The sequence below is a fragment of the Ningiella algicola genome, from assembly GCF_028401415.2.
Classification (GTDB): domain Bacteria; phylum Pseudomonadota; class Gammaproteobacteria; order Enterobacterales; family Alteromonadaceae; genus Glaciecola.
In genome coordinates this window covers 3,461,138-3,476,909 of the sequence record NZ_CP171821.2, presented here as the reverse complement: position 1 = coordinate 3,476,909, position 15,772 = coordinate 3,461,138, and the positions used below count along the sequence as shown (strand labels likewise).

The following is a 15,772-nucleotide window of genomic DNA, read 5'->3' as shown; positions in this document are numbered from 1 at the left end:
GCCTCCCTCTATTCGAATCGCATTCGCACAGTTACGCCATACATTCGTGGTGCGCCGAAGGCCTCTGTTGTGGGCACGAATATCCCGCTTCGATCGTCTGCAAAGTTTACATACTCCTCGTCAAACAGATTATTGACCCAGGCAAACACTTCCCAAGAACCGACGTCGTCCATCAGCCCGACTCGAAGGTTCATTATGCTACGAGAGTCACCTGACAAGCGGGTTTCATTTTGTGGTTCAAAGAACACTTCGGAGCGATAGTTGTAATCTGCACGTAATACTAAATCCATTTCCAAGCCCGCTAGTGGATAAACCATTTGAGCACCAAAGCCTGCGGTCCATTCTGGCGCAATATTCAAGAAGTTACCGGCACAGTTCTCTTGTGGCGTAATTTCAATCGCGCCTGGAGCAGGGCAACCTGGAAAATCATCGTAGGTAGCGTCGAGATAGCCCATATTGCCATATACATCAAAGTAATCCCCCACTAATGCTGTAAAGTCGAGTTCAATCCCACGAATATCTGCTTCAGCCGCATTATTTAGAGATACCCCGGCACCGACAATTTGTGCAAGCTGCAAGTTCTCATAATCAGTTTGGAAAGCAGCCACGTTCAGATTAATAGCACGATTAAAGAAGAAAGTTTTCAGGCCGGCCTCTACAGAAGTGGCAGTTTCCGGCTCCACTTCCAAATTTGCACCCGCTGAAATAAAGTCGGTATTAAAACCCGCACTTTTGAAACCCTCAGCATAACGGGTATAGGCAATCGCGTTGTCAGATAAACTGTAGGACAGAGATACTATCGGTGAAAAATCACTGTCGCTTCTATCTGCTGAGAAATCCGTTGTGCCAAATATCCCAGTTTGGTCCTCTTGTAAGTGGAAAGCCGATTTATCTTCGGACACGTAGCGCCCTCCAATCTCTAGTGATAGTGCATCAGAGAGCTGGGTATCCGTATTAAAAAAGAGGGCGTAACTGTCAGTATCAACTGAACTCGTTAAGTCAATTGGAGGCTCCACACCCGGCACACCTGTCAAAAAGTCACCAAGCGCGAAATTTGAAATGTTATCGGCATCTTGTGTAAAGAGATACACACCCACTTGATACTGTGTATCTCCTATTTGACTGCTGTATCGCGATTCGAGAGATTGAAAATCTGTGTCGCTTGAAAACTCATCAACAAAAAAACGAACGGGAAGCTTGTCGTCATCAATACCGGCATCAAATGAGGTATCTCGCATCGCTAAAACGGTTTCCCAAGTACCAGACGACAATTCAACGTTTACGCTAAGTGATGCTCCCCATATATCTCTATCTAAAAAGTTCGGCTGGTCGCTGTTGACCGTAAATGGCGTTGATTCACTGGGATCATCTAAAAACGCAGCATCACGGACTTCGAAAAAGGCAGGGTTGCTCCTGTCTTTAAGTAAATCTGCTGCGAAAACTAGCTCTACGGCATCTGAAGCTTGGTATTTTATCTTTGTGCGTAAGGTCGTTAAGTCCGCATCATCTAAGTCATCACCACCCGGGAAACTGTTCTCTATAATTCCATCGCGTTTAAAAATACTCCCTGATAGGGACCCAAATAGATTCTCAGTTAGCTCCCCACTTATCCCCGCTTTGAGTCGCATATGATTGTAATTACCGTACTGCGCTTCCACATATGCCTGATTGTTTTCGTCAGGCGTGCGCGTAATAATGTTAATCGCGCCAGCGATGGTATTTTTTCCAAATACTGCACCTTGAGGTCCTCTAAGGACTTCGATACGGTCGATGTCGACTAAGTCTTGATTGAAGTTCTCTGGGCGTCCAACGTAAATTCCATCGACATAATAACCAACGCCAGTTTCTAACCCGACAAAACGAACTAAAGTTGAAATTCCGCGAATACTAATGAGGCCTTGCAAGCCTCCGGCTATTCCACCCGATTGACTGGCATTTGGCACAGTCGCCAATACTGAGTCAAAGTTATCAATACCTGCACGCTCAAGATCTAATCCGCCTAACACTGATACAGAAATGGGCGCTGACTGAGCGGTTTCGGTTTTTTTTCTTGCCGTAATTTCAATCAGCTCAATCTGACGTTCGTCTGACGCTGAGGCATTTGGATTGCTTTGTTGTGCTACAGCCATTGTTGTAAGGTTGCTTAAAAGTGAGACACTGACTGCTAAAGCAATAATCGAGAACTTCATGCGAGTACCTATATCGGTTGGTTAATTGCACCAAGTGTGCAGGTAAAATTCTCTACATGCTTTTTATGAACACATTCTTTGTTTTGCAATTTGCATTTTTTAATCTTGCACCTGGATAGCCATCGTGCTTTGCAGTGCTTAATAAAATCCATAGAGCAAAGATCAACAGACCCTAGTATATGGTAATCTAAGATGATTGTTATTTTGAATGCCTGTTAAACTATCATTTTCGAAAAGTAATTCATGTCGCAAAACACTGTAATAAATCGCTTTGAGTGGTCTAATATAAATAGTGTGATCACGCAATTGTTTGATCCTCATCGCGATTCTCAATGGCGCTTTACAAGTGATTTTGGAAGCGCCGATATCTATCAATTTGCGAACGATATTTTATCTGGGCGGATAGAGTTTTATCAGCTCAAAAGCGATCTATGTTTGATTGTGATGGACTGTGAGTGGCATCAAGATCAAACGATCATTCTGAGAGATTACGACTGGATCAGGTTTAACTTTAGCCTTTCGATTAACGTAGACATGTCCATTTCACAAGATAGCAGCATACAGGCCTTGTCGCCATCTTGGCGGATTATCAACAATCCTCCCCATGCTGAAATTGCAGAAGAGTTAAAACAAGATACAAAATCAATTTGGGCAACATTGTGTTGTAAGCCATCCTTGATTGAGGAAATTACTAACTTAAACATAGATAACATGCCTGAATTGCTGCAGGCTGCTCTAAACGCTTATTCAATTGATAGCTTTCATCGTTTCTTTCACTTTTCTCAAGAATTGAACAAAATGACAAATGACTTAATTCACAATGAGCTTAAAGGTCCAATGCGTATCGCTCTGATGAAGGCAAAATGCTTGGAAATACTATGTAAATCAATCAATGAAATTCAAAAGCTGAGATTGCAAGAAAGACATGTCAAGCTCAATGAGTTTGACCAAGCGGCTATCAAACGAGCTCACAGTATATTATTGGAACACTTTCAATCTCCTCCTACTGTAGCAGAGCTAGCCAAAGACGTGGGCGTTAATCGAAATAAGCTCTTCTATGGTTTCAAAGAAGTCTATGGCCTAGGAATTTCCGATTTAGTGCAGGATAAAAAGCTAGAGTTAGGTTATCAAATGTTGTCACAATCGAACATATCGATTCAAGAAGTCGCTAATTTAGTGGGCTTTAAATATCAATGTAACTTTTCCACTGCAATAAAAAAGAAGTTTGGTTGTTCACCGAGTCAAATACGCGCGAATACGTAGGCAGGCATGCAATAAAAATACTTAACGAATACCACCCACAACTATACAAGTACTAGACGCTACGTAAGTCCTCGTCGAACATGTCAGGCTCAATCACCAGCCCTTGCTCATTTGGATTGGGAAAAGCAACCAATAGAAGGTCATCTTCCTCTAAGCCTGGCGTCCAGCGCTCCAACCAATCCTCTAGCGATATTGCTTGGGCTCTGCAATGTTCCCACTCGCCGGTTGCCCAGTAATTTGCAAAGTCTTTTGCCGGCCAAACCGGTACACAGTCTTCATCTTCCGCATTTAGCATTACGCAACCATCATCGTCGGTCAATATCCACAACGTCTCATTTTGTTTTGCTTGATCAACAAGGTATCGATAGCGCTTATCAGCACTCATTTGCATCACTAGTTCGTTACTTTGCATCTATCTAACCTGGCGGTGAGTTGGCCAAAACATTCTGCTGCATTGAATCACACGGTCTATCACAATCGGTAATCCCAACCACTTTTGCAGGCACACCAACAACGGTCGTGCACTGGGGTACGTCATTGAGCACTACACTACCCGCACCGATTCTTGAACCACGACCAATTTCGATATTACCCAAAATCTTAGCACCCGAGCCAATCATCACGCCTTGTCGCACCTTTGGATGCCGGTCGCCCGATTCGTTGCCCGTTCCGCCAAGCGTCACCTCTTGCAAAATAGACACGTTATCTTCAACAACCGCCGTTTCACCAATAACGATACCAGTAGCATGGTCAAACATAACGCCTTTGCCAATGACCGCGGCAGGATGGATATCAACAGAAAACACCTCGGAGTTTCGACTTTGCATAAACAGCGCCAATTCTTTGCGACCTTTTTGCCACAAGTAGTGGGCTAAGCGATGAACCTGTAGCGCTTGAAATCCTTTGAAGTGAATGAGTACCGGAAGGTAGGTGGAAACCGCAGGATCTCGCTGCACGATTGCCATCGCATCCAACATGGCGGCGTCTATCATGGAGGGATTAAGTAAATAGGCTTCATCAAACATTTCGCTCACTGCGATTGCAGGCATCACATCATCACTGATTTTATTTGACAAAATAAAGCTGAGCGAGGTCTCAAGATTATGGTGAGACAGTACGCAGGCGTGCAGGTAACTTGAAAGTAATGGCTCTCGTTGAGAAACTGCCTTTGCCTCTTCTTTTAATGCAAACCAGAAGTCTTGGCTGCTATCAATGCTGGTGTGTGTATGAATACGCGTCATTGGTGATCTAGGTTTCCTGTGCTTTAAGCTTAATTATAACAAAGGTCAGCGGATTTTTCGCGCTTAGCTTGCCCCCGCTTATTTCGACCCTTTCATCTCGAATGGCTTGCTGGATTTCTTTGTTCACCTTGTGCATAAAAATAATGCGAGCAACGACAACAAGCGCCGCTACTGGCATTAAATAATTCGCGAGATACTCATATGAAGCAAGCGCATCAATAAAGCTAACAGCCATGAGCATGAGCAATACTACCAACAGAACGTACATAGAGTAGGGCTTGAACACGATCACCACTTTCTCTGGCGTTTCGTTGCGAGTGAACAATAGCTTCATTGCTTAAGCATCCTTTTTACTGTGTATATTAACTGTATAAAAACCCAGCCATTGTATTAAAAAATTGCTACAATTGCATGAATAAACAGCCGTTTCTCATAGTGTTAACTCGATAGACCTAGGAACGGTTCAATTCAAGACAAATTTGTATTTGATAGGACACAGTGAATGGATGTATCAAGACTACTTGATAAGCTAAACGACAAGCAACGCGAGTCGGTTGCCGCCGAAAATGGAAATATGCTTGTGCTTGCGGGAGCAGGCAGCGGCAAAACGCGCGTACTTGTGCATCGAATTGCTTGGTTGATGGAAGTAGAGGCACTTGCGCCATTCAGCATTCTGGCCGTAACATTTACCAACAAAGCCGCGCGAGAAATGCGGGGGCGGGTGGAGCATTTAATGAATGCGCCTATGAATGCGATGTGGATTGGCACATTTCATGGTTTAGCACATCGATTGCTACGCCTCCACTATGAAGATGCAGGCTTGCCGCAAAACTTCAGTATTTTAGACTCAGACGATCAATACCGCTTAATTAAGCGCTTATTAAAAGCGATGAATTTAGATGAAAAGCACTGGCCGCCTAAACAAATACAGTGGTTTATTAACGGCAATAAAGACGAAGGCTTGCGAGCCGAGCATGTTGAGACTTATAACGATCCGACCCAGCAAAAAATGAAGGAAATTTATGCTGCCTACGAGCAAACCTGCAAACGCTCTGGTTTGGTGGACTTTGCGGAGCTTTTACTATTAGCCTTCGAGATACTTCGCGATGGGGAATCTTTAAGGCGCCATTACCAACAGCGCTTTAGAGCGATTCTGGTTGATGAATTCCAAGACACAAACAACATTCAATACGCTTGGCTTAAGCTTTTAAAAAGTCCTGAAAACACCATAATGATTGTTGGGGATGACGACCAGTCTATTTATGGATGGCGTGGCGCTAATGTAGAGAATATATCGCATTTCCTGAAAGACTTTCCATCAGCGCACACCATACGCTTGGAGCAAAATTATCGCTCCACCAGCAATATCCTCAAAGCGGCTAACGCAGTCATTGCCAACAATCAGGGCCGATTAGGTAAAGACTTGTGGACCGACGGTACTGAAGGCAACAAAATTGCCCTATATGCCGGATTCAACGAGATGGATGAGGCTCGATTTATTGTGTCGCGTATCAAGCAGTTTTTTGAAGACGGTGCAGCGTTAAAAGATTGCGCGATATTGTACCGCAACAATGCACAGTCTCGTGTGCTTGAAGAGGCGCTGCTGCATGAAGCCCTACCCTATCGTATCTACGGTGGTTTGCGATTCTTCGAACGCCAAGAAATAAAAGATGCACTGGCTTATATGCGCTTGGTCAATAATGCCATAGACGATGCAGCTTTCGAACGAGTCGTGAATACGCCAACACGCGGCATGGGCGAAAAAACCTTGGCGAACATCAGAGGCTTTGCTCGCGAACAAAACTTATCCATGTGGGATGCAAGTTTAGCAATGCTGTCTGCAAAACACTTATCAGGGCGAGCCGCCAATGCTTTGAGTGGATTTATCGACATGATTAAAGATCTGAGCGAAAAAGTAGCTGGCATGCCAATTGAGAAAATGGCAGACGAAATCATAAAAGGCTCGGGCCTATACGCCATGTATCAGGCAGAAAAGGGTGAAAAGGCCCAGGCTAGAGTCGAAAACTTACAGGAATTGGTAACGGCCTGTAAGCAGTTCGAGCCGCCCGAAGATGCTGAAGAAATGACGCCGCTCGCCGCGTTTTTAGCTCACGCGTCATTAGAGGCTGGAGAGGCGCAAGCTGATGTCAATCAAGACGCAGTGCAAATGATGACCATCCACACTGCAAAAGGCTTGGAGTTTCCACTTGTTGTGCTCGCTGGCGTGGAAGAGGGCATGTTTCCCAGCAACATGAGCAACGATGAGCCAGGGCGTTTAGAAGAAGAACGACGATTGGCCTACGTTGGCATGACGCGGGCCATGCAGCAGTTAGTTATCACCTACGCGGAAACGCGCAGACTTTATGGACAAGACAAGTACCACACTATTTCTCGCTTTGTAAAAGAAATTCCAAGTGAATATATGGAAGAAATTCGCTTACGTTCACAGGTGAGTCAGCCTATTCACAATCGCTTTAGTGCTGCGACTTCTCATGAAAGTTTTGTTGACAGTGGATTTACGCTTGGCGAGAGAGTCGCGCATAAGAAATTCGGAGAGGGGACTGTCTTAAATTACGAGGGATCTGGCGACCATGCTCGAGTGCAGGTTAATTTTGATGATTTTGGTAGCAAATGGCTAGTACTCGCCTATGCTAAATTACAAAAGCTATAAATTAAACATGCGTAATGCGAGAGCTGAGTGTAATCGCTTTAGCTATGCCTTCAGTAACAATGTCAATCATCGACTCCTAAACACCGGGATATTCAATGCTTCAATTTAAACGCTGGCTAATCACCTTGATAACACTCATCGCAATAGTAGCGGCGCTTGGCTTTGTAAAGTTTACTCAGATTAAAGCGGCCATTGCATTTGGTGAGTCTTTCCCTGAGCCAAGCGAAACCGTAGAAGTGATAGAAGCAAGCTATTCAAGCTGGCAGAAGAATATCGAAGTGATTGGTGAGGTGCGCGCTACTCGCTCCGTTGAGCTTCGTAATGAGTTTGAAGGTATCATCAGTAAAGTGGCGTTCGAGTCAGGCGCAGACGTGAATCAAGGTGATTTATTGATTCAGTTTGACATAGCCCCCGAACTAGCAGAGCTTGAAGCAATTGAGGCAGAAATTGAATTAACCAAGCTTGACGTTAAACGCTTCAGTGATTTATTGGAAGTTCGCGCCTCATCTGTCGACCAGTTAGACCGAGCGAATTCGCAGCTGGCGGTGAATCGAGCCAGAGCAAAAGCACTACAGGCAACAATAGACCGAAAAACAATACTTGCGCCATTCAGCGGCAAGACCAGCATACATCAATGGGAAGTTGGCACTTACATATCTGCAAATTCAATTATCACTTACCTAGTGGGTGATTTGTCACAAGTGTGGATTGATTTTTCTATCCCTCAATGGCATGCCGACATCAACATTGGCAGTAAGATAAGTGTTCAGTCACCCGAGCTATTGCAAGAAGCACAAATCGCCTCAGTAATTGCCGTAAATCAGCAAATCTCGAGTACTTCACGGTCGGTTTTGGTGCGCGCAGCACTTGATAACGTGCAAGCCAAACTTAAACCTGGCTCCTTAGTGTCAGTGATAATGCCCATAGCTGATCCCCAGCAAGTCATTGCACTTCCCAATGAAGCCTTACGCTTTGATACCTTTGGCAGCTATGTTTTCGTGCTCCAGCAAGACGATGCAGGTAACTACCGAGCGCTCAGAAAACCTGTACGGTATGTTGCGCGGGAACGAGACACAGCGATGATATCCAGCGGAATCGAAGACGGCGACATCGTAGCTACAGTAGGCTCAGCAAAACTCACTGAAGGCTTGCTCGTCAATACTGCACAGGCGCGTCAATAATGAGTAATACCGACAACTCTATCCACAAAACGTCTTCAGTGACTGAACCGTCTCTGAGTGAGAGCGAGTCTGGTTCTCGCTTGATTAATACTCCCTCTGTAATGGATATCTTTTCGAAACGCCCCATCATTGCAATCGTATTGTCGCTTGCAATTGTCCTTTTAGGTGTGCGTGCATTCATGAGTATACCCGTGTTGCAGTTTCCACAAATCAGCAGTGCTTCAATTCAAATTACCACCCCGTATGTCGGTGCATCAGCCGAAACCATACAGGGGTTTATTACCGAACCAATTGAGCGCGCGGCGTCATCAGTTCCGGGGGTTGATTATGTGGATTCCAATACCACACCAGGCCTTAGCACCGTGACAGTATGGCTGCGTCTTAATGAAGACAGCTCTTCAGCGCTTGCCGAGCTTTCAGCGCGCATTGATCAAATTCGTTTTGAGCTGCCTGAAGGGGCGGAAGATCCGGCCATCCAAGTAGTGCGTGCCGATAGACCTTTCGCCATCTTCTATTTAACCGTTAATTATGACGAAGAAGCTGCTGATATGTCGCGCTTGGAAGTGAGCGATTACTTACGCCGAAATGTTACACCTACAATGGCGTCGATTCCGGGTGTTCAACGAATTGGTTTGGAGGGAAGTCGCAATCCCGCCATGCGCGTTTGGCTTGACCCCAAAAAAATGGCTGCATTTGATATCGCCGCGACTGACGTATCTGCCGCGTTAAGAGCTAATAACCTCATTGGTACATTTGGCAGTAGCGAAAACGACCAGCAGCGCATCGCTTTGCTCACCGACACTAACTTAACTAACGTGCAAGAATTCGAAAACTTGGTGGTGAGAGAAGTCGACGGTGTACAAATAAGCTTAGCGGATATTGCCGACATCGAGCTGGGCGAGGAAGAGGGTGTGGTCACCGCACGCCTCGACGAGGACATTGTGTTGTACATTTCAGTGTGGCCGCTTCCTGGTGCCAACGAAATAGCGATTGGCGATGCGCTGTATGTGATGATTGATGAAATCAACAGCACCCTCCCCAAAGGCTTGAGCATCACAGATGGATATGACGGCACGATATATATGCGTGATGCACTCAAAGAAATTTTTATCACGCTTATTGAAACAGTCGTATTGGTCGGCATTGTTGTGTTGTCGATGATGGGCTCATTTCGCACAGCATTAGTCCCGCTAGTGACCATACCTATCTCAATTCTTGGCGCCATTGCAGCGATCTCGCTTGCGGGATTTTCGCTCAACCTGCTCACTATATTAGCAATCGTCTTATCCGTTGGCTTAGTGGTTGACGACGCTATTGTCGTGGTCGAAAACGTAGCACGTTATATGCGCTCCGGGATGGGACGCATGCAGGCGGCATTGGCCAGCTCCAGACAACTTTTGTCACCCATTATCAGTATGACGGTAACGCTGGCGGCGGTATATGCACCTATTGGTTTACTCTCCGGGCTCACCGGCGCTCTATTTAAGGAGTTTGCTTTCACTCTAGCTATTGCAGTGTTGATATCGGGTGTTGTGGCCGTCACGCTGTCACCTATTATGAGCGCATATGCCTGCCCTAGAGGCGGTAAAGAAGGTAAGATCACACGCAAAGTGAATCGTATCTTTGAGGTATTGCAGCAAAAATATGGCAAGGTCTTATTAAAAACCATCGAGTATCGATATCAAGTTCTGTTTTCTGCAGTGTTTTTATCTCTGCTAAGCGGGCCATTTTATATGTTATCTCTTAAAGAGCTGGCGCCTACTGAAGATCAATCGGGCATTTCAGTCATTGTTGAATCTGCGCCTGATGCATCGATAGACTACACTTTGGACTATATGGATGACGTGGTAAGCACAATGAAGCAGCTTGAAGGTGCTACCTTCATGTGGCAAATCATGACGCCCACTGGTGGATTTTCTGGTGTTGACTTTGTGCCTTTGAGCGAACGCAGTCAAAACGTTCAAGAGATGTATTGGCAAGCATTCGGCAGCCTCGGCGCTGTAAGCGGAGTAAAGGCCTTTCCTGTGCTCGATTCGGCCTTGCCAACCGCAGGCAATTTCTCTGTAGAAATGGTCGTACAAAGCACTGATGACTATGCAGTGATGAAACAATACGCTGACGAAATCGTGGCCAGCGCGAGTAGTTCAGGACGCTTTCTATTTGCCAATACCGATTTAAAAATTGACTTACCACAAGCCCGATTTGTGTTTAATCGCCAATACATTGCTGACTTAGGCATGGATTTATCGTCAGTCTCTAGCCAGTTATCTACCTTGCTATCGGGTAACTTTGTTAATCGCTACAATCAGGACGGCCGCGCCTACCGCGTTATCCCCATGCTAAGAGAAAGCGAACGACTCAATCCAGAGGCCATACTTAATCTACAAATTCGCACACCCAGTGGCGAAATGATACCCGTACGTTCAATTGCTCGCCTGGAAACGGAAACCGCTCCGCGCGTTTTGGCAAAATTTCAACAAAAAAACGCTTTTAGAATTTTTGCGGAGCCTGTGCCTGGCACAACAAAAGAACAGGGCCTTTCCATACTGGAAGATATTGCCGCTGATATATTGCCGGCGCAATACACGGTTGACTACGCAGGAGAGTCTCGACAAATTCGCGTAGAGGGCAACACACTTGAAGGCGTGCTATTGGTGGCGCTGGTTTTTGTGTACTTGGTTTTAGCTATACAGTTTAATAGCTTGCGTGACCCTCTTGTCGTGTTGCTAGGTTCAGTCCCGCTGGCGCTCTCGGGCGCAATGATGTTTTCCTTTCTCGATTTTACCACCATCAATATTTATTCTCAGGTGGGTTTCATCACACTCGTTGGATTAATTGCCAAAAATGGGATCTTAATTGTTGAGTTTGCCAATCATATGCAGCGTCAAGGACTCGAAAAACTTGCCGCAGTGCAAGAAGCGGCAAAAACAAGACTACGACCCGTATTAATGACTACCGGCGCTACTGTTTTGGGTCATTTCCCACTTGTGCTTGTAACAGGCGCAGGCGCTGAGGCAAGAAATAGTATTGGTATTATTTTGGTGGCGGGCATGCTAGTAGGCACAATCTTCACCTTATTAGTGTTGCCAAGCGTATACATGACGCTAGCCTCAGATCATTCTCAAGACGAAAAGAAAGAATCTTTGGCAAATGCCCCGCTCAGTCAAGGGGAAATGCAGTCATAAACGATTAGTATCTGCCGATAAGTAATATGTCAGATAAACCAAATAGGTAGCGTATGAAAAGCGAATTTAAGTTATGTGCATTTTTTATGTTCATATGCACGTCTGGATTTGCCTTTTCGTCCCAAAAGCTCACCATCGTCACAGAGACGCTTCCACCCTATAATTTTGAAGAATATGGAAAAGTCACTGGAATTAACATTGAAGCGACGCGCTATCTATGCAAGCTCGCAAATATTGAGTGCGAATTCAAAATAATGCCTTGGAATCGCGCGTATAGGTTAGCAACAAGCGAAGCGAATGTGGGTATAGTATCAACATCGAAATTACCTGAACGAGAGGACATTTTCCATTGGGTTGGTCCCCTCGCATTTGGTAAAGCTTGTTTCTTTAAGCTGCGAAATCGAACTGATATCCAAATAGATGATGAGCAAGATTTACTCAATTACTCCGTCGGTTTAGGAAAGAACTTAGCGTACGAGGGCTATTTTAACCAACTTGGATTTACAGTTAACCAAAACTTATTTTTGTACAATCAAAAATTCGGTGATCTACGCGCTTTTTCACAAGGCCGTTTAGACCTTATTGTTGCATCAGTGAATACCTTGCCTTATCAAATTCAAGAAGGCATCGTGGACTACGAGCAGCTCGAACCCGTATTTCCTCTTACCTATAGTGACACCTTTGGCAACTTCCTTGCCCTGCACCTAGATACTTCGAAAGACATGGTTGATAAGCTTCAGCTCGCTGCTATTGAACTTCATAAAAGTGGTAAACTGAAGGCCTTGATCAAGGAATTTCAACCGAAAGAGTATGCAAACTGGTTGGAAGATAACTTGTCAAAGAGCATCAAAGAAACTTGTCTATAGCTCAGCGTTTGCTTGCTTTGCGTACCTTATTACGCTGATGCAGAGAATCATAGCTGTAAATCGCTAACGCACTCCACACTAGAAAGAAGGTTATAAGCCTCTGTTGACTCAAGCTTTCGCCATAAACCGCGATGGCAAGCACAAACATAATGCTTGGACCAATATATTGAAACATACCAAGCGTAGAATATTTGATTCTTCTTGCAGCCGCGGTAAAACACAAAAGGGGGGCGGTGGTAAGCACCCCTGCAAACAGTAAGAGCATATTTAACGAACTACTGTTTAGCGTCATGTCTGAGCTTACACTTGCGAAAAACCACCAATAAATAATGGCAGCCGGCAGCATCATACCCGTTTCTATAAACAGCCCCGGCATAGAATCAACATTTACCTGCTTTCGTAACAGTCCATATATACCAAAGCTGCATGCAAGCGTAAGTGCAATCCAAGGCAAATGACCATATGAGAATACCAACAAACCAACGCCAATCATGGCAATAAGCACTGCAAGCTTTTGTACGGGTCTGAGTTTTTCACCTAAAAACACTCTACCAAGAAAGACGTTGATCAAAGGATTGATGAAATATCCTAAGCTAGCCTCAAGCATAAAGTTATGGTTGACTGCCCATATAAATAATAGCCAGTTGCCAGCGAGCAAAAAACCTGCACAGAAAAGGGTAGCAAGGACTTTAGCAGAACCAAGCGCATCACGTACTTTGCGAAAATGGCGAAGCCCAATAATTAATACGAGCAAGACCAATACCGACCAAACCACTCGGTGCATGAGGATTTCTTGAGCGGGAATGTGTGTTAGTGCTTTAAAGTAAATAGGAGCAACGCCCCACATTGTATAGGCAGAAATTGCAAACAGTATTCCGGAACGCTGGGAGTCAGCGCTTGTGCTACTCATAATCGCCTTAAAACCATATAATTATGTAACCTCAACTCGGGATAAGCGATAGTGCAAATGCATGTTTTAACTATGTATTTATTAAATTATCACCAAGTAGTGATAAAAACGTGAAGTGCAAGGCGCAAAAGTGACGTAATAGTCATTCTATTGCTCGCTTTTGCAACGCAGTAATTCGCGTTTTTATCGCTACTTGGCGCTGTCGCTTATCCCGAGTTGAGGTTACGTACCTAGAGAGGCTTTTCTCGTTGCTTGATTATCGCAGGCGCGGATTGTCTACCCACTCAGCACAAAACGCAAATATTACTTAAGCTAGGGATAAAAAGTAATGCAAAACCTGTCACGAAGTCCATATGATTTTGATCGGCAAATGGGTACACTTCAGTTACTGGAAGTAATATAAACCTGTGAACGCCATTCAAGCTTATCCAATTTTGAAAGACAACCGTGAGCCAATCGCTGATTGCAAAAAGGTGCTCAAGCAAACCTTTGGTTTTGACCATTTCAGAGCCGGCCAGCAAGAAGTAATTGAACAGATATTCAAAGGTCATGACAGTTTAATTTTATTGCCTACTGGTGGCGGTAAATCGCTGTGCTTTCAAGTTCCCGCAGTGGTACTTGAAGGCATTACTGTTGTCATATCACCACTTATCTCTCTAATGCAGGACCAAGTCCAACAGCTTAAAGAGCTTGGCGTTGAAGCGGCATACCTCAACTCTAGTTTAAGTTCAGATGACGCCAAAGCAGTCATAAATGCTTTAAAAGAAAGCCGCATCAAGCTACTTTATCTTGCCCCCGAGCGCGCACTGCAGCCTTACTTTCTTAATGTATTGAGCTCCCTCAACATTAGTCTTATCGCAGTAGATGAAGCACACTGCGTAAGCCATTGGGGACATGACTTTCGAAAAGACTATCGAAACTTGGGACAGCTCAAGCACATATTCCCTAATGTACCAATGATGGCGCTTACCGCTACGGCTGATGTGGCAACACAACACGATATTCAGTTTCAATTAAATATACCGGATGCGTATGTTTATAAAGGCGGATTTGACCGTCCCAACATTCGATATAACCTGCTCAGAAAATATAAAGGCTTTGATCAAGTCGTTGATTTCGTCCGCCAGCAAGGTGGGAATGCTGGCATTGTGTACTGCAACAGCCGCGCAAAAGTTGACGACCTTACTGCAAAGCTTACGCAAGCTGGGATACGCTGTGATGCCTACCATGCCGGCAGGGAAAGTGAGATGCGCGAGTTAGTGCAAAATCAATTCTTAAAAGATAACTTACAAGTCGTGGTCGCCACCGTTGCTTTTGGCATGGGCATCAATAAATCAAACGTACGATTTGTGGTGCATCATGACGTGCCTAGGAGCGTTGAGGCGTTCTACCAAGAAACGGGAAGAGCAGGCCGAGACGGTATGCCGGCAGAGGCACTACTGCTGTATGACGAACGTGATGGCGCTCGCATAAAAAAGTGGATTGCTGATGGCAGCACCGCTGAACGATTTGCTATTGAAATGCACAAATTTGAAGCGATGGAGTCGTTTGCAGAAGCGCAAACCTGTCGCAGACAAGTACTGCTTAATTACTTCGCTGATTATCGAGATACTTCCTGTGGCAATTGCGATATCTGTCTTGATCCACCGAAAATGTTCGACGCAAGTATGGATGCACAAAAAGTGCTGTCTTGTATTTATCGTTTAAAGCTAGATACAAGGGCCAGTTATGTGATTGATGTGCTGCGAGGACTTCAGCATAAGCGCATAATCGACGCAAAACACAATGACTTGAGCACCTATGGCATTGGCAGAGACAAAAGCGACAGCTATTGGCATAACATTATTCAGCAGCTTATACACGTTGGCCTGATTCGCATCGATATGACCCGATCGGGCATTCTTTGTCTAAACCAATCTGCCAGAGCCGTACTTAAAGGCGAAAAGAATGTAGAACTAGCGGTGCCAAAATTCGCTGTTTCACAGGGTAGAAAAGACAAATATGTACCTACGAATCTTGATCAAAAGCTCTTCGAAAAACTTAAGTCTTTAAGAAAACTGATCGCGGACGAAAACGATAAACCCGCATTTGTCATCTTCAGCGACGCCACGCTAGCGGACATGACACGAACGCTCCCAACCAGTGCAAACGCTTTTTTAAACGTCACCGGTGTGGGGGAACGAAAGTTAGAAAAGTATGGCGAGGCCTTTATCGGGCTGATAAACGACTACCTAGACGCAAAATAGTCGAATCACGTTCTTATCCA

At 44.9% G+C, this 15,772-nt stretch carries 11 protein-coding genes; 6 read left to right on the top strand and 5 right to left on the bottom strand.

Going from position 1 to position 15,772, the window contains the following annotated elements; genetic code table 11:
• Window positions 1-8 precede the first annotated feature (8 nt).
• Complete coding sequence (locus PN836_RS15145) at window positions 9-2,189, bottom strand: TonB-dependent receptor (RefSeq protein WP_395339763.1); 2,181 nt, start codon at window positions 2,187-2,189, stop codon at window positions 9-11.
• Between the two features lie 243 nt (window positions 2,190-2,432).
• Here PN836_RS15145 and PN836_RS15140 point away from each other — a divergent pair, with 243 nt between their 5' ends.
• Window positions 2,433-3,452: a helix-turn-helix domain-containing protein gene (locus PN836_RS15140; RefSeq protein WP_395339760.1), complete on the top strand. Its 1,020-nt coding sequence runs from the start codon at window positions 2,433-2,435 to the stop codon at window positions 3,450-3,452.
• 52 nt (window positions 3,453-3,504) lie between these two features.
• On the opposite strand, the gene PN836_RS15135 is transcribed toward PN836_RS15140, so the two are convergent.
• The 3 genes from PN836_RS15135 to PN836_RS15125 are packed head-to-tail and all read right to left on the bottom strand — an operon-like array spanning window position 3,505 to window position 5,027.
• Window positions 3,505-3,864, bottom strand: a complete 360-nt coding sequence (locus tag PN836_RS15135) for a DUF2750 domain-containing protein (protein ID WP_395339758.1) — start codon at window positions 3,862-3,864, stop codon at window positions 3,505-3,507.
• A 4-nt stretch (window positions 3,865-3,868) separates the two neighbouring features.
• Window positions 3,869-4,693 (bottom strand): serine O-acetyltransferase, encoded by an 825-nt coding sequence (gene cysE / locus PN836_RS15130; protein ID WP_395339756.1) that lies wholly within the window; start codon window positions 4,691-4,693, stop codon window positions 3,869-3,871.
• Between the two features lie 7 nt (window positions 4,694-4,700).
• Entirely contained in the window at window positions 4,701-5,027 is a 327-nt protein-coding gene (locus PN836_RS15125) for a hypothetical protein (protein ID WP_395339755.1), read from the bottom strand.
• 168 nt (window positions 5,028-5,195) lie between these two features.
• Between PN836_RS15125 and uvrD the strand changes: the two genes are divergently transcribed.
• From uvrD to PN836_RS15105, 4 genes are all read left to right on the top strand, one after another.
• The gene (gene uvrD / locus PN836_RS15120; protein ID WP_395339753.1) at window positions 5,196-7,364 is read left to right on the top strand and encodes a DNA helicase II; all 2,169 of its coding nucleotides are present in this window, start codon (window positions 5,196-5,198) and stop codon (window positions 7,362-7,364) included.
• 95 nt (window positions 7,365-7,459) lie between these two features.
• Entirely contained in the window at window positions 7,460-8,545 is a 1,086-nt protein-coding gene (locus PN836_RS15115) for an efflux RND transporter periplasmic adaptor subunit (protein ID WP_395339751.1), read from the top strand.
• Between the two features lie 101 nt (window positions 8,546-8,646).
• Window positions 8,647-11,730 carry an efflux RND transporter permease subunit gene (locus tag PN836_RS15110; RefSeq protein ID WP_395345683.1) on the top strand — a complete coding sequence of 1,028 codons (3,084 nt, stop codon included), beginning with the start codon at window positions 8,647-8,649 and terminating at the stop codon, window positions 11,728-11,730.
• A 53-nt stretch (window positions 11,731-11,783) separates the two neighbouring features.
• Window positions 11,784-12,596, top strand: coding sequence for a substrate-binding periplasmic protein (locus PN836_RS15105; RefSeq protein WP_395339748.1), 813 nt, complete (start codon window positions 11,784-11,786; stop codon window positions 12,594-12,596).
• 1 nt (window position 12,597) lies between these two features.
• Here the strand turns inward: PN836_RS15105 and rarD are convergent, their stop codons facing one another.
• Window positions 12,598-13,506 (bottom strand): EamA family transporter RarD, encoded by a 909-nt coding sequence (rarD, locus tag PN836_RS15100; protein ID WP_395339745.1) that lies wholly within the window; start codon window positions 13,504-13,506, stop codon window positions 12,598-12,600.
• Between the two features lie 407 nt (window positions 13,507-13,913).
• On the opposite strand from rarD, the gene recQ reads away from it, so the two are divergent.
• Window positions 13,914-15,752 carry a DNA helicase RecQ gene (gene recQ, locus PN836_RS15095; RefSeq protein WP_395339743.1) on the top strand — a complete coding sequence of 613 codons (1,839 nt, stop codon included), beginning with the start codon at window positions 13,914-13,916 and terminating at the stop codon, window positions 15,750-15,752.
• The last annotated feature ends 20 nt before the right edge of the window (window positions 15,753-15,772 follow it).

Coding starts and splice junctions, on each gene's coding strand:
- PN836_RS15110 (WP_395345683.1), top strand. CDS start 8,647: ATGGATATCTTTTCGAAACGCCCCATCATTGCAATCGTATTGTCGCTT.
- PN836_RS15140 (WP_395339760.1), top strand. CDS start 2,433: ATGTCGCAAAACACTGTAATAAATCGCTTTGAGTGGTCTAATATAAAT.
- cysE (WP_395339756.1), bottom strand. CDS start 4,693: ATGACGCGTATTCATACACACACCAGCATTGATAGCAGCCAAGACTTC.
- rarD (WP_395339745.1), bottom strand. CDS start 13,506: ATGAGTAGCACAAGCGCTGACTCCCAGCGTTCCGGAATACTGTTTGCA.
- PN836_RS15135 (WP_395339758.1), bottom strand. CDS start 3,864: ATGCAAAGTAACGAACTAGTGATGCAAATGAGTGCTGATAAGCGCTAT.
- PN836_RS15105 (WP_395339748.1), top strand. CDS start 11,784: ATGAAAAGCGAATTTAAGTTATGTGCATTTTTTATGTTCATATGCACG.
- PN836_RS15115 (WP_395339751.1), top strand. CDS start 7,460: ATGCTTCAATTTAAACGCTGGCTAATCACCTTGATAACACTCATCGCA.
- uvrD (WP_395339753.1), top strand. CDS start 5,196: ATGGATGTATCAAGACTACTTGATAAGCTAAACGACAAGCAACGCGAG.
- PN836_RS15145 (WP_395339763.1), bottom strand. CDS start 2,189: ATGAAGTTCTCGATTATTGCTTTAGCAGTCAGTGTCTCACTTTTAAGC.
- PN836_RS15125 (WP_395339755.1), bottom strand. CDS start 5,027: ATGAAGCTATTGTTCACTCGCAACGAAACGCCAGAGAAAGTGGTGATC.